The organism is Nonomuraea sp. NPDC002799, from assembly GCF_053592075.1.
Window position 1 is genome coordinate 1 of the sequence record NZ_JBSFVA010000039.1, and the last position, 23,812, is coordinate 23,812.

A 23,812-nucleotide genomic window follows, 5' to 3' on the forward strand; every position below is an offset into this window, starting at 1 on the left:
TTGGTGATCGTGGGAGCGCCCCACTTCTTCTCCAGCACGACGTTGCGGCCCTTGGGGCCCAAGGTCACCTTGACGGCGTCGGCGAGCTGGTTCATCCCACGCTCGAGACCGCGCCGGGCGTCCTCGTCGAACGCGATCATCTTGGCTGCCATCGTTCGCTCCTGCTCTTGAGGGGGTTTCGCCGGAACGGCGCCCGCGACGGACGGCCCGCAGGCAGGTGAACGACCTGCCGCGGACCTCGCCGGCCCGGCGTACGCCCGGTGGTTGGCACTCTTCGAAGGGTGCCAGGCGTTCTCCCGCACCCTACCTACAATTTGCGTGGCGCGCACATGGTGCGCGGCGCGCAGCATCGGATATAGTTCCTTCATGAACGACGACGCCATGGATCTGCGGGCGCGCAACAAGCAGGCCACCAGGGAGGCGATCAGCCATGCCGCGCTGCGCCTGGCCATCGAGCAGGGCCCCCACGGGCTGGCCCTGGTCCGCGTCCACGACATCGCCGAGGCCGCGGGCGTCTCCTCACGCACCTACAACAACTACTTCTCCAGCCGCGCGGAGGCGATCTGCGCCTTCCAGGCCGACCAGTCGGCGCGCGCCGGTGCGGCGTTGCGCGCTCGCCCCGCCGGCGAGCCGCTCGGCCAGGCCGTCATCGAGGCGCTGGTCGAGCTCTACACCAGCCCTGAGCCCGACCGGGCCGGCCTGCGCATGATCATGTCGACGCCCGAGTTGGAGGGCGAGGCGCTGAAGGCGTTCAGCATGGCCGAGGGCTCGCTCGCCGAGGCCATCGCGGCACACACCGGCGCCGACTCCGGACGCGAGCTGTTCCCCGCCGTCACAGCCGCCGCGATCGCGGGCGCCATCCGCGTGGCGGGGCGCCACTGGCTCGGCCCCGGCAACACCGAATCCTTTGCCACCGTCCTGCGCCGCGCCCTGTCCTGCATCGTCCTCACCGCGCCTCCCGAAGGCCCGCAGGTGTGACGGGCGGCAGGCCGCCGTGGGACGCCGGGACGGCGCAGCGGTTGGGGTCACGCCGCGTCGCCGGAACGGCCTGTCACGCCGCGTTGCCCACCACCCGTTGCGGCGTGATCCGGATCGCCACGCGCACCGCCTCCGGAGGGAGCCGAAGGTACTCCTCACCGGCCCCTGCGCCCGCGTACTTCTCCGCCAGCCGCACCGCCAGCCGCCTTCCCTCGTCCTCGGCGACTGTTGCCACCCCTCGGACCTCGACGTATCTCTCGGGGTCCGCGAGGTCGAACACGCTGAGGCTGGCGCGCGGGTCACGTTCCAGGTTCAGGACCTTGCGCCTTCCGGCCTGGGAGGAGATGACCACGTCGTCGCCCTCGGTGCCGACCCAGACGACCGAGGTCTGCGGGCTGCCGTCGGGGTTGAGGGTGGCGAGGATGCCGATGTTGGGGGCGTTGAGGATCTTCCGGGCCGAGTCGCTGAAAGGGACACTCATGATCGGCAGCATAGGGGCGGGCCCCTGCCCGCACCCAGGCGAACTTGTCTGACGCCGCTACCTGCGCTCCGACCACGGCGCTCTGCCGTGGGCTGAGTCGGCGCTGCCACCGCCCTAGTCATGGGCAGGGCCGGCGGTGCCACCGCGTCTGCGATCGCTGTGTCAGCACGAATTTCGGCGAGCTCACCGGTGGGTATGTTCACCATCCTCTTCATCAGCGGCTCAACACGCCGGTGCCGGCATCACGCGTGGTCACCGCGTCTCCAGGCGAACGGACGGATCCACGTGTCATCCCTCTCGGCCAGCCCCTCCAGCCCGAGCCCCGCGTCGGCTGCCGCCCCCACCTTCGTACTGGTCCACGGTTCCTGCTCCAGCTCGTTCATGTGGGCCCCCATCCAGCGCGAACTAGCGTTGCTCGGCCACCGCAGCTTCGCCGTCGACCTGCCGGGGCATGGCCTCGACGCGCAGTACCCGGTCGCCTACCAGGCCCCGCAGGACCTCGCCGCCTGGGCGGACGAGCCGTCGACGCTGGCCGGGGTCACCCTGCGGGACAACGTCGACATGGTGGTCGACGTCGTCCGCCGCGTGGCCGGGCACGGGCCGGTGGTGCTGGTGGGCGCCAGCCTCGGCGGGACGACCATCAGCGGGGTGGGCAACACGGTGCCCGAGCTGGTAGATCGGCTCGTGTACGTCTCCGCGTGGTCCTGTGTGGAACTGGCCAGCCCCATCGAGTACATGCAAAGCCCCGAGTTCGGTGACAGCCTGCTGGCCCCCCTGGCCGCGTTGAACGTGGGAGACCCGGCTCGGCTCGGTGCCGGCCGGGCCAACTACCGCACCGCCGACCCGGCTCTGCTCGCCGCTCTGCAGGCGGCGGTCATGGCGGATGTCACCGACCAGCAGTTCCGCGCGTACCTCAACATCCTGCAGCCGGACGAGTCCATCGCCGTGATGACGTCCGACGCCCGCGTCCACGCCGGGACCTGGGGCACGATCGCCCGCACCTACATCCGTCTCACCGGCGACCGGTCGCTTCCCATCGCCATGCAGGACAGGCTGATCGCCGAAGCGGACGCGCTGACTCCCGGCAATCCCTATGACGTTCACACCCTGGACACGACACACGCCGGGTTCCTGTTCAGAGCGGCGGAGGTGGCCGCCATTCTCGACCGGCTCTCTGTGCGGCCCGGCCGATGACGCGAGACCAGGCCGAGCCACGCGGGGACGTGGCCGCCGGTCCGGCGCCGGGAAAATGACGTGCACGAGATGGCCGCATCTGTGCATGGTGTGTCAGTGGATCTCACCGACGCGGCGCACACCTGGCGGACCCACGGGTTCGTCGTCCTTCCCGGCTTCATTCCGGCCGATGAGCTGGCGCCGGCCGTCGGCGAGCTGGGACTGCTCTTTCCGTCCGCCGAAGGGTTCCACGACGGCGGTGACCCACGTCGTGAACGTTTCCTGGGCGACGAGTTCGCCGGAATCGACACCTTCCCCTTCTCCAGCGTCGAGCTCAGCCTGCTGGCGGTGCACCCGCGTCTGTCACGGCTGGCCGCCGCCTTACTGACGAACCAGGACCAAGTCCAGGACATTCGGCTCTACTCTGCCGAGGCGTGGGCGAAGTACACCGGTGCCGCCGACTACGACCAGGTCATGCACCGGGACTATCTCAACCACACGATCCTCGTGCCCACCGACGCCCCCGGCTTTCAGCAGGTGGAGATGTTCGTCTACCTGGTGGACGTTCCCGACGATCTCGGGCCGCCTCATCTCGTCTCCCGGACCCGCACGGCGGGCCTGCCGGCCAAGCCCAACTGGTATCCGCGGGCCGATGTCACCGACGGCGAGAGCGGCTTCGTCTCCACCAGTGGCAGCCCGGAGCTGTATGAGGCGGAGGTGTCAGCCGCCGGACCGGCCGGGACGGTCGTCGCCTTCCAGCTCGGCACCTTCCACCGAGGCACCGCGCTGACCGCCGCGCGCGGTGTCCGCTACAGCATGCATCTGAACTACCGGCCGGCCGCCGTCGAATGGGGCCAGCGTCAATCCTGGGCCGATCGCAGCCACGAACCCGCCTGGTACCGGTTCGTCCAGCGAGCCACGCGGCGCCAGCTTGAGCTCTTCGGGTTCCCGCCGCCCGGGCACGCCTTCTGGACGCCCGGCACGCTGGCCGCCATGGCGCTTCGGTATCCGGGCCTCGATCTCTCGCCCTGGATGAGCCCGTCCCCGCGCAGCCAGGCGATCTGACCGCTACCGCTGAACGAGCCCGTCCCCGCGCAGCCGGCCGACCCGACCGCTACCGCTGGATGAGCCCGTCCCGGCACAGCCGACCGACCCGACCGCTATCGGGTGGCGACATAGACGGCGTTGGTCGCCGGCCGACCCTGGAGCGGGTTGTCGAAAGCGACCACGTGGGCCTCGACGGTGGCGAAGACCTGGCGGAGGGTGTCGAGGAAGCCTTCATGCGGCGGATCGTTCGACCACAGCGCGAAGACGCCACCGGGATGCAGGTGCCGGGCCAGCCGACGCAGGCCATCCGGCTGGTAGAAGCCGGCGTGGCTGGGATGGAGCACATGATCCGGCGCGTGGTCGATGTCGACCAAGATGGCGTGGAAGCGCCGCCCCGGGCTCGCGGGATCGAAGCCGGCCGGTGCGGCCGCCATCGCGAAGAAGTCGTCGTGCAGAAGAGTGCACCGGGGATCGGCCGTGAGGCCCGCGCCCAGCGGCAACAACTCCCGCTGATGCCATTCGATGACCTCCGCCAACGCGTCGACCACCAGGAGAGACCGTACGCGCGGGTCCTCCAGAGCCGACCGTGCGGTGTAGCCCAGGCCCAGCCCGCCGATCACGACGTCGAGCTCGTCGTGGTCCGAGGCCGCGAGGCCGAGCTTGGCGAGCTGGATCTCGGCCTCGGTGAACAGGCTCGACATCAGGAAATCGTCATCGAGCTTGATCTCGTACACCTCGACGCCGAGCGACGGCTCCTGCCGTCGGCGCAAGCAGAGATCGCCCATGGGGGTGGGCCTGAAGTCGAGCTCCTCGAACCGGATGCCCATCGCGTTCTCCCGTCTGCTCGCCGCACGTGGTGAGAACGCTGCGGAGCGGCTCGCCTCGGCCGGTCGGTGCCGAATATCCGGTCACCTTACGCGACCGGCGCGTGCACCCAGGCCCATCAACACGGAAATACGCAGGCCCGCCCGCCAAGGGCCCAGCGAGGTGGCCGGACTGCCCGGTTGGACTTTCAAGTGGGATGAACCTCCACAATCGTCGCCATGGACGGCACCACGGACCTGTTGAGCATCAGCGCCTTCGCGCGGCGCGTCGGTCTCGCCCCGAGCGCGCTGCGTTTTTATGACGACTGCCACGTTCTGCGACCTGCCCACGTCGACGGGTTGACCGGTTACCGCTATTACCGGCCCGACCAGGAGTCTCGGGCCCGCCTGGTGCGAGATCTGCGGAAGGCGGACCTGCCGCTGGCCGACGTCACCGCGGTGCTCGACGGCGCCGCTGAAGACGCCCGCGTTGTGCTGGAGCGGCACCGGAGCAGGATGCGGAATCGGATCCAGGCGGCCGATGCCGTGATCACGGCGGTTCTGCGCTCCTTCTCCGAGGCCGGCTCTCCGGCCTGGGTACGAGTCGGCGGGGTGGAGCTGGCCAGCGCGGCCCGTCAGGTCGTGCCGGCCGTCGGCCACGACGAGCAACATCCGGAGCTCGGATGCGTCCTCGTCGAGTTCGACGATGCCGAGGTCCGGCTGGTGGCCACCGATCGCTACCGGTTGTCGATGCGCATCCTGCGACCGGCGGCGATGGAGGGGCCTTCCTGCCGTTTTCTGGTGGACGCGGCCGCTCTGATCGACCTCGGGGCATGGGCCGCCCGTTCCGCCGAGGTGACCATCGAGATCGGACCGGACGGAGGCAGAGCACGCACTACGTCCGGGTCCCGCACCATCCCGGTGGCCGACGGCCGGTTCCCTGCCTACCGTGACATGTTCTCCGCCCTTGCTCCCCCCGAGCGCCGCGTGATCGTGGACCGGCCGGCGCTGCTCGCCGCCGTCTACGACTGCGGCGACGTGCCGGGGATCGTCCTGAGGCTGGGCGAGGACGAAGTCGTCGTCTCGTTGCCTGATCGTTCCTGCGCCACGGCCCTGCCTGCCATCGGCCGGGAGGACGAGCCCCTGAGGATCGGCTTCGACCCGGCCGTCCTGGCACCGGCCCTGGAAGCCGGCGTCGGCCCCGACGTCCTGCTGGAGATCTCCACCGTGACCCAACCGGTCGTCGTGCGTTCCGCGGACCAAGGCAGCTTCACCACCTTGGTCATGCCGATCATCGTCGACGCCTGACCTTTCCGCGACACCTTCCGAAACCCAACCTTCCGAGGAGCAGAGATGGACCCCGAGAACGTCGTCGTGCGGTTGTGCACGCAGGGCATGCAAGCCGAGGGCGAAGGCCGGGAGGCCGACGCGCGCGACCTGTTCCTGCGGGCCTGGGAAGCCGCCGAGAACGACTACGACGCCTGCATCGCCGCGCATTACCTCGCCCGGCACCAGCCGACGCCGCAGGAGACGTTGCGCTGGAACCAGGAATGCCTGACCCGTGCCGACCGGGTCGGCGACGACCGCGTCCGCGGCTTCTACGCCTCACTCCACGGCAACATGGGCCGCGCGCACCTGGACCTCGGTCAGACCGGCCCGGCCCGTGCGCATTTCGAGTCGGCGGCCGGGCATCTGGCCGACGTTCCGGCGGGCCCGTACGGAGAATGGCTCGGTCTTCGCATCGCCGCCGGGCTGCGGGCCACCGACACAGCCGCGGATGAGGATCCGGTTCACGCGCTCCTCCTGCGGCTGTGCGAACGTGCCGATCTCGAATCGCTGAGTCTGCTGCTGCCCGCCTACATGGGCAGTCTCGGCAGGCCGCAGGACGAGGAGCGCATCACGAACGCCCTGCGCATGCTCCACGCCGAGCGCCGCCTTCCCGATCCGGAGCAGGCCGCCCTCAGCCACGCGATCAAGCTACGGTCCGCCGCTTAGGTCGTTCGCGGCGAAGCTGCGGGCGCACCGGGCCGGGCCGCCACCGAGAAGTACCTCCGGACCCTGGTCGGCTGCCTGGGCAAGGCCTGGGGCGGGGACAAGGCGAAGCTCAAGATCACCTACTCGCCCGACGGCAAGAAGAAGTACAAGTCGTGGTCCTTCCTCACCCGTGACGGCATCCATGTCGGTCTCGCGGACGACTGGGTCAAGGCCGGGAACGACCGGCGGATCTTCCACGAGATGGCCTCTGTCTACGGAGAGGTGGTCCTGTTGCGGACCGGGATCGCCCAGGCCGCCCACACGCTGGACTACGACGGGGACGAGAAGCTGCTCAAGCAGCAGGAGCGCCGCTACGCCTACCAGAAGGACTGCCTGGCCGGCGCCGCGGCCAAGGCGCTCGGGCGACCGGCGAAGAACTCCTCCCTGAAGGGCAACGAACGCTACTGGTTCGAGCAGGGGTACAAGGCGGGCGGCCCCAATACCTGCAACACCTGGAAGGTTTCGGACGCCAAGGTCGCGTGGGCGGCTTCGGCAGGTCCGCGGCACTGACGACGCGGGCCGGCGTGAGGATGGGGGCTCCTCCAGCCGGCGATGCCGGGCGCCGGCCGTGACACCGGCGGGGCCGGCGCGCGGTCGTCCGTCACCATGCCCAGCAGAAACCCGCGACGGCATTCTCCAGGTACGGCAGAAAGCGATGCGCACGATTCTCCGAATCCAGCGCCACCGCCTCGCGCTCCACCACGTTACCGTCGCGGTAGTCGTCCCAGGCGGCCCACCAGACTTTGTCCGGCAGGCGGCGCGGATGGAATTGGACGACGATATCGATATTCTGGGTACGTGCGTTGGCAGCGCGCCGATACTCCGTGTCCACGCCTCCTTCGCGATGAAAGTCCCTTCGGTATTCGAATGAGGTGCTCTCTCCCTCGCGCAGGAATGCGGAAAGTCTGATGTTGACGATCGACGGATCGACCGCGAGGTCGGGAACGGGCGAGATATATCCACCGTGCACCATGACGATGTCGGTCGTCCTGGCGGATCGGAAACACGGATAATGGCCGACGTCGTCCTCGCACGCGACGATGGTGTGCGCGGAGTGGTGCGTGACGGCACGCCCGGTCACGCCGATGATCCGCCGCTCGAAAAGCATGACGGTCCGGTGCCGTTGCGGCACGGGAAGGTTCTGCCGGACCCGCAGGGTGTTCGCGACCGGACCATGGGCGATGATTCTCGCCGTGGTGTACGACTCCCGCAACATCTGCTCGTCCTCCGGGGTGAGGCAGAACGCCTCGATGAACCAGTTGAGCGTTTCCGGGCTCAGCACCTTTCCTTCCAGCGCGCGCCCGACCCGGTCCTTCAGCTTGCGGTCCAGCCTTGTCTCCGACTCGGGAAACAGACCTGAGTCCATCAGATAATGGGTGATCACCATCGCGATGGCGTGCTTGTTGATGACATCCGCCGGCGATCTTCGCTGCTGATACCGCTGCCACTGCGTGCGATATTCCCGGCGTTGCAGAAGCAGGTGGCGAAGGACCCGCCCCGCCGCCCTGGTGCCGTCCGGCACGTGATCGTCGAGCATGGTCGCGCCTCCCAGTCTTATGCGACACATCAGCGACAGACCGCTGCTTAGCTTACATCTGAGGCGAACCAGCGGAACAGCCGCAGGTCGCCCTGTTTCGCCGGGGCGGGGGCGATCCTCAGCGGGGGGCTGAGTGTCGTAATAGATATCTATGTCGGATATCTACTCATTTGCTCGATTAGGTGGATGACAATGATGTCGCCGGATGGATCTTCACAGATCATTGATCTACGCACGCTGTATGAGCGTTCAGGCATCGGGCCTCTCACAAAAGGCGATCACGTCAATGGAGTGCGCGTTCTCGGCTTCGGATTCGCTCTGCTGCCCGAGCCGTTCGGTAAGGACAACGACCGGCTTCTGCTCCAGGGGGACGAGGACCTTGAGCACCCGCCGAAGCGGACCCTGCCGTCCTGCTCCGACGAGGAGAACGGCGTTCAGGTCGAGCGATCCGGCGACCATGCCGCACATCGGCTCCGGCCGGCGACCCTGCTGCCGGCAGGGACGGTCGAGCCCGGATTTCCCGTCGCCGTCGACACGGCGATTCCGCGCTGGTCGCCGGTGGGCGACTTCATCCGATCGCTGATCGAGACGATCGTCGCCGAGGAGCACTCGATCTGGCTCGTGGGGGGCGCCGTGCGTGACCTGATCGCGAACGCCGGCGAGCCGGTGAACGATCTCGACTTCTGCGGGACGATGTTGCTCGGCACGTTGTGCGAGGTCGCCGACGAATCACTGGCGCTCGCCGGGCTCGGCGATCACCGCAGGAGCGTTTCGCCAGGGCGGGTGTTCTCGATAGCTCCGGCCGTGGCCGCGCGGCGGATCCTGGAATACAAGTCGTTGAGCCTGACGGGTTTCCGGTTCCCCGCCTCGGGCGGAGATCTGCTCGATGACGTCCGCACCCGCGACCTGACCGTCAACGGCCTTTACTACGATCCCCGCCACCAACTGATCATCGACCCGGCGGGGAACGGCATCGAGCACCTGAATGCCGTTCCCGTCAGAATCGTGCCGCTGTTCGCCGGGGACGACGTCGTGGAGCAGGCGCAGGTCATCCTGCGTGGCCTGAAGTTCAAGACGCGCTGGCCCGAGGCCGACGTCACCGCGCTGGCCGCGTGGGTCAGGGCCCTGCCCGGCGATCTCGCCGGGCAGGTGCCCGAGGACCGGTGGCGGGCGTTGCGCGGCATGTGGCGCCGGTGCGTCCCGCGAGAGCACCGGGCCGCGGCCGCGAAGACCGCCGGAGAGCTGGGGCCGGCCGCGGACCGCCTGATCCGCGTCCTGGAGAACGGGGGCTCCGATGACGCATAGACCGCTCAGCAACTGGGTCGCCTCGGTGCGCGGGCCGGAGCTGCCCACCGTGACGTGGGAGCCCGTCGCGGACGTCAACGACGGCGACGAGCGCGCCGACGCGCGCCACCTCACGACGTTCACCGACGGCTGGCAGCGACGCCGTTTCGCCCTCGACCTCGGCTACGGCGCCCTCGGCCTCATCCACCGGCGGACCGGTCAGGCCGTGGTCGAGCTGAGCGAGACGAGCCGGCCGATCGCGGTCACCCCGGCGGGGGTGGCGCTCATCGACCGGATCGAGGAGCACTGGCCCGAGGCCGACCTCGACTCCGGCGACCTGGACGTGCTCGGCAACGAGGACCTCCCGCTGCGCCATCTGCTCCTGTCGCGTCTCGCCGACGAGGGCCATCCCCGGGCGGAGCTGTTCCACCTGCTGCCGTGGCACCTGGTCTCCGAACTCGCCGGCCAGGTGATCGCCGCCCTCCGCGGCTCCTCGGCCGGTCCCGACGTACGGCTGCGGCACTGGTTCACCCCGGCCGGATCACGCTTCACCGCGGCTCTCGACCAGCTCGGCGCCGGCTTACGGGCGCGCAACGCCGCGGTCGTCAGAGCCGGCGGAACCGCCCTGTGCGCACGCCTGCTGGAGCTGGACGTGCGGCGCGTGCCCCGGTCGACGCGCCGGGTCCTGCGCCGGTTGCTGCGCGAGCTCGTCGCGCGCGATCACTTCCTGACGTACTGGGCGGAGCGAGCGTCCGCCTCGCTCCTGGGTGAGGGCGAGGCCGGCGCGGATGAGCCCGCGCTACGTCTGCGCACCAGCCTGCCGGCCGCCGCCGAGAGTCAGCGAGGCGTCCGCCGACACTCCCGGCGGCTTCGCCGGGATCCGTTCGTCGTCGATCTCACCGTCACCGGCACGGGCCGGCTGGAGGTCGGTGTGGAGGCCGGTCTGACGGCGGGCCACGCCGCAGCGGTGGCCGCGACCTACCAGGTGATGGTGCTGCGGCTGGAGGTACGGACCGGCGACGCCGGGCAGACCTACGTCATCCCCCTGCAACGCCTGCCCGGCGCTCTGGCGGGCGCCATCACCGTCCCCCTCCGCACCGGCGAGACCGAGATCGAGTACGACGTCGGGCTGACGGGGCCGCCGATCGGCGTGACGGAGGCGCGGCTGCTCGCCCCGGAGGACGTGCGGCGCTCGCTGCGGGCTGTCAGGACACGTATGGGTCTGCGGCCCTGGCAGGACCTGGCCGACGCTCTTCCCGCCGGTCATGTGCTGCGTTCGATGGTGGACGACGCGATCGGGCGAACCCGGTGACCCCCGACGACGACCGTCCCGTCAAGGACCTGGTAGACGGCTACGCCCCGGCCGGGCTCACGGAGATCCAGCGGATCTGCGGCGACCTGGTCGGCCCGGCCCAGCCACTGGCCGGCCTGCTCAGAGAGTCGGTGGCGGCCGGCGACTCCGCGTCGCTGCGACGCCTTCAGACGGAGACCACGCCGCTGCACGACCTCCTCAACAACTTGCTGCCCACCGAGTATCCGACGCTCCCCGAGGACGTCGTCGCCGGGCTCGGCCCGCCGTTCGCGGCCAAAGACACCTCGGCGGTGCACGCGGTGCGGAGCGTGGCCGGCCTGGCGCGGAGCCTGGTCGAAGCGGAGACGGGCGACGACTGCCTGCGGACGGGCCTGGAGTGGTGCACGGTGGCGCGCACCTCGCCTTCGTCACTCGCATGGCCCGGGGCGCCCGGCGGTCTCGGCGACCACGGTGAACCGCTGACCCGGCGGCTCGCCGCCCTGTCCGCCATCGCCGAGGAACACCCACGGCTTTCCGGGGCCGCCCTGCCGGTCGCCGTCACCTTGCTGAGCCTCACCGGCCAGCCGGTCCCGAAAGGGCCGAGCGCGAGCCTGCACGTGCTGTTCAGTCTCGGTGACCGTGGCCTGAAGGCGCGGCTGACGGGAACCTTGGTCCCCGCGTGGCCCCGAGGCCTGGTGGCCGACCCCGGCCGCATGATCCTGTTCACCGCCGACCAGGACTTCCAGCTCGCCCTGGCCCGAGCCTGGGATCAGGCGGGCAGGTCACTCGACGGGACCGTGCTCTGGTCCATCGAGAGCACGGACGGGCCGGTCGGCACCGTCGCCGGCGCGTCGATCGGCGCCGCGTTCGCCGTGCTGCTGGACGAACTGCGGCGACGGCACCGCCCGTTCTACCGCAAACCTGCGCTCTTCCGGCTGGCCGCCCCGAACATCGTCATCGGCGAGATCGACGACTGGGGCAATCTGCAGCCGGTCGAAGGGTACGGCCAGAAGCTGGAGGCCGCGGGCAAGAACGCCAGGGTGATCGTCCCCACCCCGGACGAGCAGCGGGCCAACCAGGCCGACCAGGGCGTCGTCATCGTTCCGGCGCCGACCTGGCGTGCCGCCGCGCACCAGGCGCGCCGGCCGGACCTGGGGCCCATCTCCCGCTGGGCCCTCATCCCCCTCCTGGTGACGGTGCTCATCACCGCGGGCATCGTGGTGAACCGGCAGTTCGCCGTCGGCCAACGGCAGAGGGAGGCCATCTCCCGGCAGACCTTCCAGCGGAGCGACGAACTGCTCACGAAGAACCCCGTCGTCTCAGGACTGCTCTCCGCCACCGCGTGGCATTTCGACCACACCCCCGAGGCCCGGTACGGCATGCTCGCGCTGATCGCCACCTCCGCCGCAGCCGTCCTGCAAGGGAATTCCTTGTCCGTACTCGGGACGGCCTACAGCCCGGACGGTGCGACGCTGGCGGCCATCAGCGGGGACCGCGTCGTACGGCTGTGGGACGCGGCCACCGGCCGCCCGCTCGGCACTCTGCACAGCAGCCACTCGGACGCGAACGCCGGGCTGGCCTTCAGCCCGCGCGGCGACCTCCTGGCCACCAGCGACAACGACGGCTACGTGCAACTGTGGAACGTGCCGGCCCGGAAGGCGATCGGCGAGCCGCTGAGGCACGGCACCGACCACGTGGAGTTGCTGGCCTTCGAGCGCGATGGAGCCGTCCTGGTCACCGCGAGCTGGGACGGCACCGTGCGGAGATGGGACGTGGGCACCCGCCGTCCCATCGGCGAGCCGTTCCAGCACAACGCCGGCTCCCCCCCGACAGCGCTGAGCCCCGACGGCACGACCCTGGTGACCAGGGTGGACGGCAGGGCCGCCGTTCAACTGTGGGACCTCACCACCGGCCGGCGCCTCGGTGCTCCGCTCGCCGGCGACGCCGGCGTGGCCGAGTTCAGCCGCGACGGCAGGCTGCTGGGCGTCGCCGGCGACGAGGGTACGCGGGTGTGGGAGGTGAAGACCCGCCGTCCGCTCGGCAGGGCCTTCAAGGTGCCCGGCGTCACGACGGCGGTGACGTTCAGCCCGGACGGCGCGACGCTGGCCACCGGCGCCATCAACGGCCCCATCCGGCTCTGGGACGTCGCCACCGGCAGAGCGGCCGGCAACGCGTTGCCGGGGCACACGAGTTCGGTCACGGCACTGGCCTTCGATCCACGCCGGGCGACCCTCGCCTCGGCCGGGTCCGACGGCACCACCCGGCTGTGGAACCTCGACCTGCTCCGGCCCACCGGCCAGCCGCTCGGACGGCACCCCCGCCAGCCATTCGGACGGCACGCCGGCGCCATCTCGGACGCGGCGTACCGCCCGGACGGCGGCCTGTTCGTCACCAGCAGCCGGGACGGCACCACCCGGCTCTGGGATCCCCACACGCGACTGCCCGACGGAGGCCCGCTCGTGGGACACCACGGCCAGGTCAACACGGTGGCCTTCAGCGCGGACGGGAAGACCCTGGCCACCGGCGGCGAGGATCGAAGCGTCCGCCTGTGGGACGTGGCCACGCACCGGCCGGTCCGCACGCTGCCCAAGGCGCACGACGGCGCCGTCCTCGCGGTCGCGTTCAGCCCGGACGGCCGGCTGCTGGCCTCGACCGGGGACGACGGCACCGCCCGGCTGTGGGACGTGGCGACCGGCCGGCAGGCCGTCCAGAGCCCGCTTCGAGGTCACGAGGGCCCCGCCAACTACGTCCAAGCCGTCGCGTTCAGCCCGGACGGGCGGACCCTGGCCACCGGCGGCGTCGATGTGACCGTCCGGTTGTGGGAGGTCGCCACCGGCCTGCAGATAGGTGATCCGCTGTTTCAGGGTGACGCCGTATGGAACCTGGCGATCAGCCCGGACGGCACGACCCTCGCCAGCGTCACGCGCGGCGGCTCCGTCCTGTTCTGGAACATGGCCACCCATCAGAGCATCGGCGATCCCATCACCGTCCCGGGCGGCGTCGTGGACGGAGTGGCCTTCAGCCCCGATGGCCGCACCCTGGCCACCGGAGCGGAGGACGGCACCGCCCGCCTCTGGGACGTGGCCACCCACCGGGCCCTGGGCGGTGCCCTCGCCGGCCCCGAGGGAACGACCCTCGTCGCCTTCAGCCCGGACGGCACCACCCTCGCCGCCTCGGGAGCCGACGGGATCACCCGGCTGTGGAACGTCGCCCTGCCCGCGGATCCCTTCCCTGCGGTGTGCGCCATCGCGGGTCGTTCGCTCACTCCGGAGGAATGGCGCACGTACGTGCCGGGAGCACCGTTCGAAGAGCTGTGCCCGCACCGAACGTGACCGGACGCATCACATCGACAAGGGAAGGTGCTGAAATGAATTGCCGACGTCCTTATGTCCTGGCCACCGTTCTCGCTTCCTGTCTCGCGTTATGCGCGACATTCCTCACGCCGTGGCCGGCGAGCGCGGCGATCGAGACCATCTCCGTCAACCCGGCGAGCGGCCCTCCCGGCACGCAGGTCACGGTGACCGGCGAGGGCTGGCCCGGCGACTGGACGGTGCCCATCGGGACGGCCGTGTCCCCCGGCGCCCTGGTCACCGGCCGTTCCGACGCGCAAGGCGAGTTCACCGTCAAGCTGACGATCCCCGACCGCGCTCCCGCCGGACCACTGCGGATCTGGGCGGTGATCGGCAACGGCGGCAGCGCGGACGCCTGGTTCACCGTCGGGCAGGCGGCCGGCAAGAAGCCGGCCGGCAAGAAAGCGCGTTGCGCCGTCAAGGTGATCGGCGTGCACGGGATGGGAGAAGGGCCCGATGACCACGGCTACGGGTTCGATTCGAAGAGTGTTCTCGACACCCTGAGCCGGGTGCGGAAGCTCGCTTCTGACCACCGGAGGCCGGCGGTGGAAACGGTCATGCTGCGCTATCCGACGACCACACCGCAAAGTCTGTTCTCCGGACGTGGCGGGCCGCTCCAGCCGATGCGCAAGATGGCCGCCGCCGTGAAAGTAGGGGTCACACGTCTCGAGGACGAGATCGAGAAATGGCAGCGCTACTGCTCCACCACGAAGTTCGGGCTCGTGGGGTACTCCGAAGGCGCGTGGGTCATCGACGCGTACCTTTCCCAGCGGGCGGATGAGGACGGCTGGAAGACGGTCTACGACCTCGTGCGCGGTGTCCAGGTGTACGGGGACCCGCAGTGGCCGGACAAGTACGCGGTGGGTCCTGGGCAGGCCTTCTTCCTGGCCAAGGGGTATCCCGAGTTCAGGCTCTCTGCCAGCCCGTACGAGCAGGACGTCCTTCCGTTCCAGAGCTTCTGCCTCAAGGGCGACGTCATCTGTGATCGGGGCCGCAAGGCGCTGATCGTCGATGCGAAGGCGCTCTACGCCTGCATCCACTCGACGCCGACCTGCGTGCATCAGCAGTACACCAAGAAAGCCACCAAGCGAGGCGCGGCGTGGCTGGACACCGTGCTCTACGACTGACCCGCGAGGGGGACCGACGTGACCGAGAACCATGAAGGCACCTCCTACGTCAACACCGCCGAGTCCGGCGCCACTGTGGGGACGCAGGTCGGCGTGGTCAACGGCAACGTGACCGTCTACGAGGTGTCCGGCGAGGACCCGCCGGAGAAGAAGTACGAGGTCGCGCTCAACTGCCTGCGCGGCAACATGCCGCGCCGGGCCGAGGAGCTCATCCGGCAGGTCGTCGCCGCCGGTCACCAGTCGGTCGACATCGCCTACCACTGGACCCTGGCGATCCTCAGCGGGCGCTCGTTCGACCATCTCGGCCAGGCCGAGTTCACCGGTCTCCAGGAGGCGCTGAAGCTGGCCGGCGAGCACCCGTCCGGCGCCTGGAGCACTCCCATGGAGGTCGTGTTCCGGCTGATCAACTGCCTGACCACGCAGGAGCAGGCGCAGATCTGGGACCCGGCCGAGTTCGACGAGGTGCTGGCGGCGTTCGAGCGGCTCGACGAGGACCGCAAGGAGGAGATCAGGCGGCACCTCGACATGATCCTCACCGGCGGCGTCCAGGACCGCATCGACGCGGTCTACGCCGCGCAGGCCGCCGAGCAGCGGATGGGCGGCGACCGGACGGAGCGGGTCTGGAAGTTCTTCGAGCCGGAGCCGGCGCCGCCCCGGGGGCCCGACCTGGTGGAACCGGTGCTGAAACGCTCGGGCCGCGTCCAGGCCGTGATCGCGGCGCTGCCGGCCGTCGTCGCGCTGCTCCTCTTGCTCGCCGCCGGGATCGGGTCGGCGCCGGGCACCCTGCTGCTGGTCCTGCTGCTCCTCGCCGGCGGCCTGTACGCGCTGGCCCGCTTCGGCGTCGAGCGGAACGCCCGCGTCCTCGTCCTGAAGGAGCACGACCTGGCGTACGGCCGCGCCCTCCCCGCGTCCCCCGAGCAGGAGGAGGAAGAAGAGGACGAGGACGACTCCCTGCCCGACGAGCAGGACGAGCACGACGACCGCGAAGAGCAGCGGCGCGTGGAGCGCACCCGCCGCAAGGAGGAGTTCCGCGCCGAGGTCCGCGACTACACGGCCTACCGGTTTCACCGGCACCGCCCGCGACGCGGGTCCGGCAGAGACGGCGACGACCGCCGCCGCCGCTGGGAGGAGGAGACGGCCGCCATCAAGGCGTCGATCATCGAGGAGGTGATCGGCCGGTACGGCACCCCGCCGCCCGCGCCCGGCGCGCTCCGCTGGCTGATCCGCTTCCGGGTCGAGACGATCGCCAGGGCCTGGCGGGACGGCAAGCTCCACCAGGACCGCGAGCGGCTGGCCGTCCCCGCGGCCACGGCGGCCGGATACCTCGCCGGCTGGGCCGCGCTGCTGCTGGGCAGCGGCGGGGCGCTGCTGGTCGCGCTGGAGGTGAGCCCCCAGCGCGCGGTGGAAGTGGCCGTCCTGCCCCTCGTGGCGCTGTGGATCGCCACCATCAACGGCCTGCACCGCCACTGGGTGGACCTGCGCGCCCACCAGCTGCGCGCGCAGACGGCCCGCGAGCGGCTGGACCAGGAGCGGCAGGCGTACGACCAGTGGCGGAAGGTGCTCGCCGACCGGCCGACGGACGCGGAGATGGCGCGCTGGCTCGACTACGACCTCATCCACATCAAGGCCGAGGCCCTGAAGCACTACACGATGGCCAACCGCGACGTGATCGCGCACGCCACGCTCACCGAGGCCGAGTTCGGCTGCCTGCGCGCCCGCGTCCTGTACGGACCGCCCCGCTACAACGCCTATGTCGTCACGATGTTCCTGCTGAACGAGAGCGGTGTCCGGCAGGTGAGCACACACCTCGACTTCGAGACCGGCATCACCGGCAACGAGCAGCGGACCCACTTCCGCTACGACGCCATCGCCTCGGCCCGGGTCAGCGAGGTCGGCATCCGGCTCGACCAGGGCCGCCGGAAGGTCGTGTTGCCGGCCGAGAACGACGAGGAACACGAGGTGGACCTCAAGTCGCTCATCATGAGCCACGCGTTCCAGCTCTCGCTGGTCAGCGGCCAGACCATCGACGTGGTCGTGGAGAACTTCGACCGCGGCCTGATCGACCGGATGCTCGAACGCCCGCAGCAGTTGTACGAGCTGGCCCTGGACACCTCCGGCATCCGCGGCGCGCTGCGCATCCTGGAGGCGGTCGCCGCCGAGGGACGCGACTGGATCGCCCAGGAGAAGGCCCGCCGCCAGCGCCGCCTCGTCGTCTACGGCCGCGACCGCCCCCCGCCGTCCGGGCTCGGCCAGGCTCCCCCCGCGGGGGCCCTGACGAACGGCTCCACGCCGCCGCCCACCGCGGACGCCACCGACGCGGAGGGCGTGTCCCCGCTGGAGGAGCTGCTGATCCGGCTGGCCGCGGACTACGCCTACCGGCCCACCCGGGTCACTCCCGGCCTCATCGAGCTCGTCAACGACCTGGGCGGCGTCGCCGCCTACCTCGACCGCGACGAGCTGCTGACGAACGCCATCGTGATCCTCGTCTCTCCCGCCACCTCCCTGACCCGCCTGGCCGTGCTGGAAGGCGTCACCGTCCCCTCGTCGACGGCGGTGCGCCGCGACGACGACCTGCGGCTGCTCCCCGGCCTCGGCACGGGGACCGGCCGCTTCGGCTATCCGATCGGCTGCGCCGACCTGGTGTCGTACGGGCGGCTGCTCGACTTCGTCGGCGGTGGCGGCCAAGCCCGGCCTGATGGCTGACCGATCATCTGCGTCGTGCGGACAACCACACCCCGGCCACGAAGGGCACGGCCGTGACGATGGCGACGACCCCGAGCGTGGCAGGGCCCTCTATCAAGAAATAGGTGCCCATCGCCCCGTAAAGAAGTCCCGTCAGGATGAGGAAGTAGGCCAGCCAGCGCGTCACCGGGGCGACGCGCCGGGTGTAACTGGCGTCGATCTCGCGTTCGGCCTGTTCACGGGCATGCAGGGACGCCGTCTCCAGATAACGGCCGACGTCGATGTTGCCCGCCACCAGTTCTCGCGCTTCTTCGGTGAACAGCGGCGTGATGATCGCCGGCGGACGGCGGTAGGCCGCATCATCGGCCTGCGTGCCTTGATTGCTCCGATCACGCGAAAATGCCATGGGCTACTCCTGAGTGGCTTTGCCGATGGGCGTGGTGGCCTCGTCGCTGTCACGTGCCGTCGGGACGACATTGTTGATATGAGGAGGGACGGAACCGCCGACGCCTTCCCGCGGTGACTTCTCGGCGAGCGAACGGTAGGTGTGCACGTCGGCCAAGCCTGTCGCCAGAAGGTGCGCCATCATGATGACAAGGCCCTTGTCCTCATCGCTGAAGGACGCGTCCTGGTCGGAGTCCACGATGAAGAGCCCGAATTTCGCACCATTGGCTTGGACCGGCACGGCGACACACGATTGATATCCCTCTTCGTTGTTCTTCGTCGCATCATGGTCGGCGGCGGAGTTGACGAGCACGGCGTTCTCACCGAGGGCGATGTCGATCGCGGCCGCGTCTCTTTCGACCAGTGCGGAGCGCCGGCCGTCGTGATCGGGATTGATCTTCGCGGCGGGCATGCGGCCGCTCGGCCGGCCTTGGTAGGCCTCGCGCAGGAGCTCATGCCGGGCGTCGTCGAAGAGGTAGAGGGTGGCGCGGGTCTTGAAGATGCTGTCGGTCTTCTCGGTGAAGATCTTGCTGGCCAGCCCCACCGTCACCTGCGTCAATCCGCTGAGCGCCTTCTCCTTACGGGTCAGCGACTCGGCGGCGGCGACGTTCTGGACGGCCGTGATCACGGGCTGCCACTGATTGAGGAGCACGTCCACGAGGCTCGCCTTGGCCTTGATCGCGAGACTCTTGGCATTCTCCGCCGCACGTTCCTTGTAGAGATTGATGAACGCGTTGGCGGCGATGGTGGCGATGACACCAAGGATCCAGTAGACGCGCGTCGGCATCGAGCTCAATGTCGCCATGGCCGTGCAAACCGCCGTTGCCACGGTGAGCACAAAAGGCAGGCCGTAACGAAATGTTCCGCTTTTGGCGAGCCTTTTCCCACCTGTCTGGTTTGTGAGACTTTTCGCACCTGCCACAGAGCCCTCCTCGCTATCTAGAGGCGCCCCCAAACCATACAGGTGCGAGCTGGTCCCATCGCCCTTCTTGGGACATTCTCCTATAGCAGCGATGACAACATCACTCACCCATTCTCTGTAACGCGTCCGCATCGGCCAGAAAAGGTGACGACCTCGCCTCTCATCAACGCAAGAGTTGTTCGCTTTCGACCGATGGAATGGCTCACATCGGCCGCCGGCAACGGGGAGTCCGGGAGAAGCGGCTGGCATGGTCTCTGCCCCTCCCCCGACCCTGGCGGGCGCTCGCGCAGACCGGAGCAGTGCTCACGCATAGCGTTCACCCGGCTACAGCTTGAGGATAGGCTTCCCTCATCGACGCTCCAACCCCAGTGAAGCCACATGTTTGAGGCTCCGCACCTGAAGAGCCGAAAAATTTCACGGCACCAGGGATTGATGAAGAGATCTTTCGAGGATATCTTCACGATCATTCCGCCCCTCTTCCGGGACGGTGAGATGCCGACATGTCCCCCACGGCAGCCCCGCTCTCTCCGTGAGCACCGTCTTCGACCATGCCGTCACCCATGGGCTCATCGACATCAAGGACCTGCGCGTTCAACCGTGTCCCTCCCCTGTCAAGAGGTGAGCATGACCGCAAGACCGACGGCCCTCAGATTCGCGCCCCTCGCCCTGCTGGCCGCCCTCACGACGACGCTGCTTCCCCAGGCCGCCGCCGCGGACCCCGTCGACATCCTGGCCACCTCCCACAAGAGCCCGTTCACCTGCGGAAAGACTTTCAACGCCAACAACTGGTCCCCCGGCCACAGCCCATCGGGTTCCCTCGACTGGCAGGACTACGGGAGCGATGACGTCAACGGTGAAACCGTCCGTGCCACCGCCGCGGGCACCGCGTACTTCTACGACGCGGGCAGCACGAGCTATGGCAAATGGGTGGAGGTCTATCACAGCGACAACACCAGAACCCGCTATGCCCACCTCGCGACCATGGCGCGGGCGGCCGGCGGCTCGATGAGCGTCAGCCAGGGCACCACGATCGGCACCGTCGGCTCCACCGGCGGCTCCACCGCCCCGCACCTGCACTACGAGCAGCGGAGCTCCGGCGGAGTGGTGGACACCAGTCCCACCGTGGACGGCGTGACCGTGTCCCTGGGTCAGAAGAAGGCCATCACGAGCACCAACTCCTGCGGCGGCAACCCCTACACGCCCGAAGAGGTCTGCGGCAGCGGTTACGCGGTCATCGACTCGGCCGCCCTCACCGGCGGTCGCACCTATCTGCTCTACAACTCGGGCAACGGCGGCAACTGCGTCACGACGCTGAAGACCACGAACGTCGGATCGGCGTCGTCCATGTCGGCCTTCCTCGAACCCCAAGGGGAGAGCAGAACGACGAACTCGGGGAGCTTCAGCTACTACGCGGGGCCCGTCATCCGGGTCGCGGCCGGACAATGCGTCAAATGGGGCGGCTCCATCGGCAGCAGTTCGTACACCAGCCCCTTCGAACACTGCGGCTAGGTGAAACCCCTGCCCCCACGCCGCCGCCAGGGTGGGGGCAGCAGGAGCGCACCCGGGGTGACAAACCGCCATAATGGGCGCTTCAATGGGCACTGACCATGAACAACGCTGATGTGATCGCAGACCGGGTGATCTCACCGGTCCTGGTGGGCCGAGCCGCGGAGCTGCGGCGCCTGCTGTCGGTGGTGGCGCGCGCCCCGGCCGTCGTCCTGATCGAGGGCGAGGCGGGGATCGGCAAGACCCGGCTCGTCGGTGAGCTGGCCTCGGAGCGCGAGGGTCGCCTGCTGCTCGTCGGTGCCTGCGTGCAGATCCGCGAGCCGTTCCCGCTCGGTCCCCTCCTCGACGCGCTGCGCGGCGCCGGCGCGCACCTGGACCAGGCTCTCCTGTCACCGGTGACCGGCGCCCTGCATCCGCTGCTGCCCGAGCTGGCTCCCTTCCTGCCGCCCGCGCCCGAGCCGCTCGACGACCCCGCCGGCCGCCGGCATCGGGTGTTCCGCGGGCTGGCGGAGCTGCTCAGGGCGCTCGGCCGGGTGGTGCTCGTGCTGGAGGACCTGCACTGGGCCGAAGAGCAGACGGTCGACTTCCTCGGTTACCTGCTGGCCGATCCGCCGGCCGAGCTCGCCCTCGTGCTCACCTTCCGCGGCGAGGAGGTCGGGCCGGGCATCAGGGCGCTCATGACCCGGCGGCGCGCCGAGGTGACACCGGCCCACATCGTCCTCTCACCGCTGAACGTGAGCGAGACCAACGAGCTGACCGCCTCGATCCTGGGCACCGCGAAGGTGTCGGAGGAGTTCGCCGCCTATCTGTGCGAGCGCACCTCCGGCCTGCCGTACGCCATCCAGGAGCTGGTCGCGCTGCTGCGCGGCCGCGGGATGCTGATCCAGCACGGCACCGGGTGGGCCCGGAAGACCATCGACGAGCTGGACGTCCCCGCCGGGGTGCGCGACTCCGTGCTGGAGCGCGTGCGCGGCTTGAGCGGGGACGCCCAGGCGGTGGCGGAGGCCGCGGCCGTGCTGCAGGTGCCCGTGCCGGTGTCCGTGCTCGTGGCCACCTGCCACGCGCGGCCGGAGGACGCCCGCGCGGGCCTGGACGAGCTGCTGGAGCGCGGCCTGTTCATCGAGCGGGCGGGCACCGCGGCGTTCCGGCACGCCCTGGCCGTTCAAGCGGTGTACGAGAGCATCCCGCTGCCCAGACGGCAGTCGCTGCACACGCGCGCGGTCGCGGCCGTGTCGCGGCAGCGTCCCGAGCCTCTGGGGCAGATCGCGCACCATCTCCGCCTCGCCGGCGACCATGACGCCTGGGTCGACGCCGCGGAGAAGGCCGCGACCCAGGCGGTCGCCCTGGCCAACGACGCCGAGGCGGAGCGCCTGCTGGAAGCGGTACTCCGGCACGCGCCCCTCGACCCGGCCAGGGAGGGCCGGCTCGCGGTGCGGCTGGGCTGGGCGGCCGGCCACACGCTCCCTCCCGGCGAGGTCATCGACCTGCTGGGCGGGGCCGCGGCACGGCAGCCGGCCGGTCTGGTGCGCGGCGAGCTGAACTTCCTCATCGGCCTGGAGTTCGAAAGGTCGGGCGCGCTGCGGGAACGATCCCGCCGGATCGCCGACGCCGTCCCCGAGCTGGCGGACAATCCCGCCCTGGCGGCCGCGGCGATGGTGGGGCTGAGCATCCCGAACGGCCCCGACGGCATCACGCTCGCCGAGCATCTGTCCTGGCTCGACCGGGCACTCGACCTGATCCCGGCGATCGCCGAGCCCGAGCGGCGGGTCTCCGTCCTCGGCAAGGCCGCCATGGTCCTCACCTCTGTCGGCGACCCGCGCCGGGCCGCGCTGACCGAGCAGATGCTGGAGCAGACCGGGCGCCGCCCGGCCAATCGGTGGGAGGTGGTGGCCTACAACTCCCTCGGTGAGGTCGCCGTACTCGCCGGCCACCATGACGCCGCGAAGGAGTTGCTGCTCACCGCGCTCGCGGAGGCGGCCAGGCACGACGTCACCCGCCTGACCGAGTACAGATGCCGGGTGAACCTCGCGGTCCAGGCCTACTGCAGCGGCTCGTGGCACGGGCTGGACGAAGAGGTCGCGTTCCTGCTGGATCGGTTCGCCGAGCAGCGCTACTACCGGGTCAGGACCGAGATGGTCGGGGCCTGCCTGGCGCTCGCGCAGGGCCGGCTCGACGGCCTCCGCTTCGACGACCTGGTGCGGGAGGGACTCGAAGGGGGCTCCGGGGACATGGTGCCGCTGGTGGCGAGCGCCCTGCTCAGGCTCGCCACCGAGCAGGGCCGGGTGAACGCGGCGATGGCGAGCACCGCCAAGGCGTTCGCCCTGTGGGCGGAGAAGGGCTTGTGGCCGGTCGGCGTGCGGGCGGTCCCGGCTCTGGCCGAGGCCCTGGTCAGTGTGGGGCGCGCCGAGGAAGCCGCCGAGCTGGTGACGCGCCTCGATCGGGAGCTCGCCCCGCTGGACGCCCCGCTCGCGGCGGCGGCGCTCGATCACGCCAGAGGCTTCCTGACGGGCGACGCCGGACGGTTCACGGCCGCCGCCGCCGCATACGACCGGCTCCCCGCTCCCTACGAGGCGGCGCAGGCGCGCGAGCAGGCCGCCCTGCGGCTGTTCGGCGTCGGTGACGAGCGGGCCGCCGGCCTGCTGGCGGCCGCCGTCGAGGTGTACGGCGAGCTCGGCGCCCACGGGGATCTCGATCGCGCCACCAAGCTGGGCAGGCAGTGGGGCCTGTCCGCGCCGGCCCGCCATCGGGGCGGCCCCCGCGGTTACGGCTCGGAGTTGTCACCAAGGGAGAGCGAGGTGGCCAGGCTGGCGGCGACCGGCCTGACCAACAAGGAGATCGCCAAGGAGCTCTTCGTGTCGGCGAAGACCGTCGAGAAACATCTGGCCGCCGCGATGCGCAAGCTGGGCCTGCACACGCGTGCCGCGATCGCGCACCGCCTGGCCGACCTGCAATAAATGGGTCATTCACCCCATAGATAACTCCCTGTCACATCCTTGACTCTTGTCACATGCCCGAGCGTGCTCCCGAAGACAAGGACGACCACGAGCAGGATGCCGAGAGCGCACCGGCGCCCGAGCTCGATGACAGTTGGGTCGACGCCTGAGGCGCGCCGCAGGCGCCGCCCCGTCCCCCGTTCAGCAAGAAGACAGGAAC

19 protein-coding genes are annotated in these 23,812 nt (G+C 70.0%); 13 read left to right on the top strand and 6 right to left on the bottom strand.

Annotated elements, in window-relative coordinates; all coding sequences use genetic code 11:
* Nucleotides 1-366 precede the first annotated feature (366 nt).
* Nucleotides 367-978, top strand: a complete 612-nt coding sequence (locus ACWD0F_RS42755; RefSeq protein WP_449887395.1) for a TetR/AcrR family transcriptional regulator — start codon at nucleotides 367-369, stop codon at nucleotides 976-978.
* A gap of 73 nt (nucleotides 979-1,051) precedes the next feature.
* Here ACWD0F_RS42755 and ACWD0F_RS42760 read toward each other — a convergent pair whose 3' ends face one another.
* Together ACWD0F_RS42760 and ACWD0F_RS42765 are read right to left on the bottom strand one after the other, a co-directional pair.
* A complete protein-coding gene (locus ACWD0F_RS42760) occupies nucleotides 1,052-1,459 on the bottom strand; it encodes a PPOX class F420-dependent oxidoreductase (protein ID WP_449887397.1) in 408 nt (135 codons plus the stop codon).
* A 242-nt stretch (nucleotides 1,460-1,701) separates the two neighbouring features.
* Nucleotides 1,702-1,842 carry a hypothetical protein gene (locus ACWD0F_RS42765; protein ID WP_449887399.1) on the bottom strand — a complete coding sequence of 47 codons (141 nt, stop codon included), beginning with the start codon at nucleotides 1,840-1,842 and terminating at the stop codon, nucleotides 1,702-1,704.
* Between ACWD0F_RS42765 and ACWD0F_RS42770 the strand changes: the two genes are divergently transcribed.
* Complete coding sequence (locus tag ACWD0F_RS42770; protein ID WP_449887401.1) at nucleotides 1,841-2,653, top strand: alpha/beta fold hydrolase; 813 nt, start codon at nucleotides 1,841-1,843, stop codon at nucleotides 2,651-2,653. The genes ACWD0F_RS42765 and ACWD0F_RS42770 overlap by 2 nt on opposite strands.
* A gap of 96 nt (nucleotides 2,654-2,749) precedes the next feature.
* Complete coding sequence (locus tag ACWD0F_RS42775) at nucleotides 2,750-3,697, top strand: phytanoyl-CoA dioxygenase family protein (RefSeq protein ID WP_449887403.1); 948 nt, start codon at nucleotides 2,750-2,752, stop codon at nucleotides 3,695-3,697.
* A 95-nt stretch (nucleotides 3,698-3,792) separates the two neighbouring features.
* Here the strand turns inward: ACWD0F_RS42775 and ACWD0F_RS42780 are convergent, their stop codons facing one another.
* Nucleotides 3,793-4,506 carry a spermidine synthase gene (locus tag ACWD0F_RS42780; protein ID WP_449887405.1) on the bottom strand — a complete coding sequence of 238 codons (714 nt, stop codon included), beginning with the start codon at nucleotides 4,504-4,506 and terminating at the stop codon, nucleotides 3,793-3,795.
* Between the two features lie 216 nt (nucleotides 4,507-4,722).
* Here ACWD0F_RS42780 and ACWD0F_RS42785 point away from each other — a divergent pair, with 216 nt between their 5' ends.
* The 3 genes from ACWD0F_RS42785 (at nucleotide 4,723) to ACWD0F_RS42795 (ending at nucleotide 7,026) form a co-directional block, all read left to right on the top strand.
* A complete protein-coding gene (locus ACWD0F_RS42785; RefSeq protein ID WP_449887407.1) occupies nucleotides 4,723-5,790 on the top strand; it encodes a DNA polymerase III subunit beta family protein in 1,068 nt (355 codons plus the stop codon).
* Nucleotides 5,791-5,835: 45 nt separating this feature from the next.
* The gene (locus tag ACWD0F_RS42790) at nucleotides 5,836-6,477 is read left to right on the top strand and encodes a hypothetical protein (protein ID WP_449887409.1); all 642 of its coding nucleotides are present in this window, start codon (nucleotides 5,836-5,838) and stop codon (nucleotides 6,475-6,477) included.
* A gap of 240 nt (nucleotides 6,478-6,717) precedes the next feature.
* On the top strand, nucleotides 6,718-7,026 hold the full coding sequence (locus ACWD0F_RS42795) for a hypothetical protein (RefSeq protein ID WP_449887411.1): 309 nt from the start codon (nucleotides 6,718-6,720) through the stop codon (nucleotides 7,024-7,026).
* A 91-nt stretch (nucleotides 7,027-7,117) separates the two neighbouring features.
* Here the strand turns inward: ACWD0F_RS42795 and ACWD0F_RS42800 are convergent, their stop codons facing one another.
* Entirely contained in the window at nucleotides 7,118-8,053 is a 936-nt protein-coding gene (locus ACWD0F_RS42800) for a hypothetical protein (protein WP_449887413.1), read from the bottom strand.
* Nucleotides 8,054-8,344: 291 nt separating this feature from the next.
* On the opposite strand from ACWD0F_RS42800, the gene ACWD0F_RS42805 reads away from it, so the two are divergent.
* Genes ACWD0F_RS42805 through ACWD0F_RS42825 form a run of 5 tightly spaced genes read left to right on the top strand, consistent with a single transcriptional unit; the run spans nucleotide 8,345 to nucleotide 17,808 of the window.
* Nucleotides 8,345-9,358, top strand: coding sequence for a hypothetical protein (locus tag ACWD0F_RS42805; protein WP_449887415.1), 1,014 nt, complete (start codon nucleotides 8,345-8,347; stop codon nucleotides 9,356-9,358).
* Entirely contained in the window at nucleotides 9,348-10,649 is a 1,302-nt protein-coding gene (locus ACWD0F_RS42810) for a hypothetical protein (protein ID WP_449887417.1), read from the top strand. The genes ACWD0F_RS42805 and ACWD0F_RS42810 overlap by 11 nt, the downstream gene beginning before the upstream one ends.
* Nucleotides 10,646-13,960, top strand: a complete 3,315-nt coding sequence (locus tag ACWD0F_RS42815; RefSeq protein ID WP_449887419.1) for a hypothetical protein — start codon at nucleotides 10,646-10,648, stop codon at nucleotides 13,958-13,960. The genes ACWD0F_RS42810 and ACWD0F_RS42815 overlap by 4 nt, the downstream gene beginning before the upstream one ends.
* Nucleotides 13,957-15,105 carry a cutinase family protein gene (locus ACWD0F_RS42820; protein WP_449887421.1) on the top strand — a complete coding sequence of 383 codons (1,149 nt, stop codon included), beginning with the start codon at nucleotides 13,957-13,959 and terminating at the stop codon, nucleotides 15,103-15,105. The genes ACWD0F_RS42815 and ACWD0F_RS42820 overlap by 4 nt, the downstream gene beginning before the upstream one ends.
* A gap of 18 nt (nucleotides 15,106-15,123) precedes the next feature.
* The gene (locus ACWD0F_RS42825) at nucleotides 15,124-17,808 is read left to right on the top strand and encodes a hypothetical protein (RefSeq protein ID WP_449887423.1); all 2,685 of its coding nucleotides are present in this window, start codon (nucleotides 15,124-15,126) and stop codon (nucleotides 17,806-17,808) included.
* Between the two features lie 4 nt (nucleotides 17,809-17,812).
* On the opposite strand, the gene ACWD0F_RS42830 is transcribed toward ACWD0F_RS42825, so the two are convergent.
* Nucleotides 17,813-18,193 carry a hypothetical protein gene (locus ACWD0F_RS42830; protein ID WP_449887425.1) on the bottom strand — a complete coding sequence of 127 codons (381 nt, stop codon included), beginning with the start codon at nucleotides 18,191-18,193 and terminating at the stop codon, nucleotides 17,813-17,815.
* A 3-nt stretch (nucleotides 18,194-18,196) separates the two neighbouring features.
* A complete protein-coding gene (locus ACWD0F_RS42835) occupies nucleotides 18,197-19,153 on the bottom strand; it encodes a GAF domain-containing protein (protein WP_449887427.1) in 957 nt (318 codons plus the stop codon).
* Between the two features lie 624 nt (nucleotides 19,154-19,777).
* On the opposite strand from ACWD0F_RS42835, the gene ACWD0F_RS42840 reads away from it, so the two are divergent.
* Together ACWD0F_RS42840 and ACWD0F_RS42845 are read left to right on the top strand one after the other, a co-directional pair.
* Nucleotides 19,778-20,662, top strand: coding sequence for a M23 family metallopeptidase (locus tag ACWD0F_RS42840; protein WP_449887429.1), 885 nt, complete (start codon nucleotides 19,778-19,780; stop codon nucleotides 20,660-20,662).
* Nucleotides 20,663-20,760: 98 nt separating this feature from the next.
* Nucleotides 20,761-23,613 carry a helix-turn-helix transcriptional regulator gene (locus ACWD0F_RS42845; protein ID WP_449887431.1) on the top strand — a complete coding sequence of 951 codons (2,853 nt, stop codon included), beginning with the start codon at nucleotides 20,761-20,763 and terminating at the stop codon, nucleotides 23,611-23,613.
* The last annotated feature ends 199 nt before the right edge of the window (nucleotides 23,614-23,812 follow it).

Bases quoted from the DNA above. Each gene is read 5' to 3' on its own strand.
- ACWD0F_RS42755 (WP_449887395.1), top strand. From the start codon at position 367: ATGAACGACGACGCCATGGATCTGCGGGCGCGCAACAAGCAGGCCACC.
- ACWD0F_RS42830 (WP_449887425.1), bottom strand. From the start codon at position 18,193: ATGGCATTTTCGCGTGATCGGAGCAATCAAGGCACGCAGGCCGATGAT.
- ACWD0F_RS42780 (WP_449887405.1), bottom strand. From the start codon at position 4,506: ATGGGCATCCGGTTCGAGGAGCTCGACTTCAGGCCCACCCCCATGGGC.
- ACWD0F_RS42770 (WP_449887401.1), top strand. From the start codon at position 1,841: ATGTGGGCCCCCATCCAGCGCGAACTAGCGTTGCTCGGCCACCGCAGC.
- ACWD0F_RS42785 (WP_449887407.1), top strand. From the start codon at position 4,723: ATGGACGGCACCACGGACCTGTTGAGCATCAGCGCCTTCGCGCGGCGC.
- ACWD0F_RS42840 (WP_449887429.1), top strand. From the start codon at position 19,778: ATGACCGCAAGACCGACGGCCCTCAGATTCGCGCCCCTCGCCCTGCTG.
- ACWD0F_RS42760 (WP_449887397.1), bottom strand. From the start codon at position 1,459: ATGAGTGTCCCTTTCAGCGACTCGGCCCGGAAGATCCTCAACGCCCCC.
- ACWD0F_RS42765 (WP_449887399.1), bottom strand. From the start codon at position 1,842: ATGAACGAGCTGGAGCAGGAACCGTGGACCAGTACGAAGGTGGGGGCG.
- ACWD0F_RS42800 (WP_449887413.1), bottom strand. From the start codon at position 8,053: ATGCTCGACGATCACGTGCCGGACGGCACCAGGGCGGCGGGGCGGGTC.
- ACWD0F_RS42795 (WP_449887411.1), top strand. From the start codon at position 6,718: ATGGCCTCTGTCTACGGAGAGGTGGTCCTGTTGCGGACCGGGATCGCC.
- ACWD0F_RS42790 (WP_449887409.1), top strand. From the start codon at position 5,836: ATGGACCCCGAGAACGTCGTCGTGCGGTTGTGCACGCAGGGCATGCAA.
- ACWD0F_RS42810 (WP_449887417.1), top strand. From the start codon at position 9,348: ATGACGCATAGACCGCTCAGCAACTGGGTCGCCTCGGTGCGCGGGCCG.
- ACWD0F_RS42845 (WP_449887431.1), top strand. From the start codon at position 20,761: ATGAACAACGCTGATGTGATCGCAGACCGGGTGATCTCACCGGTCCTG.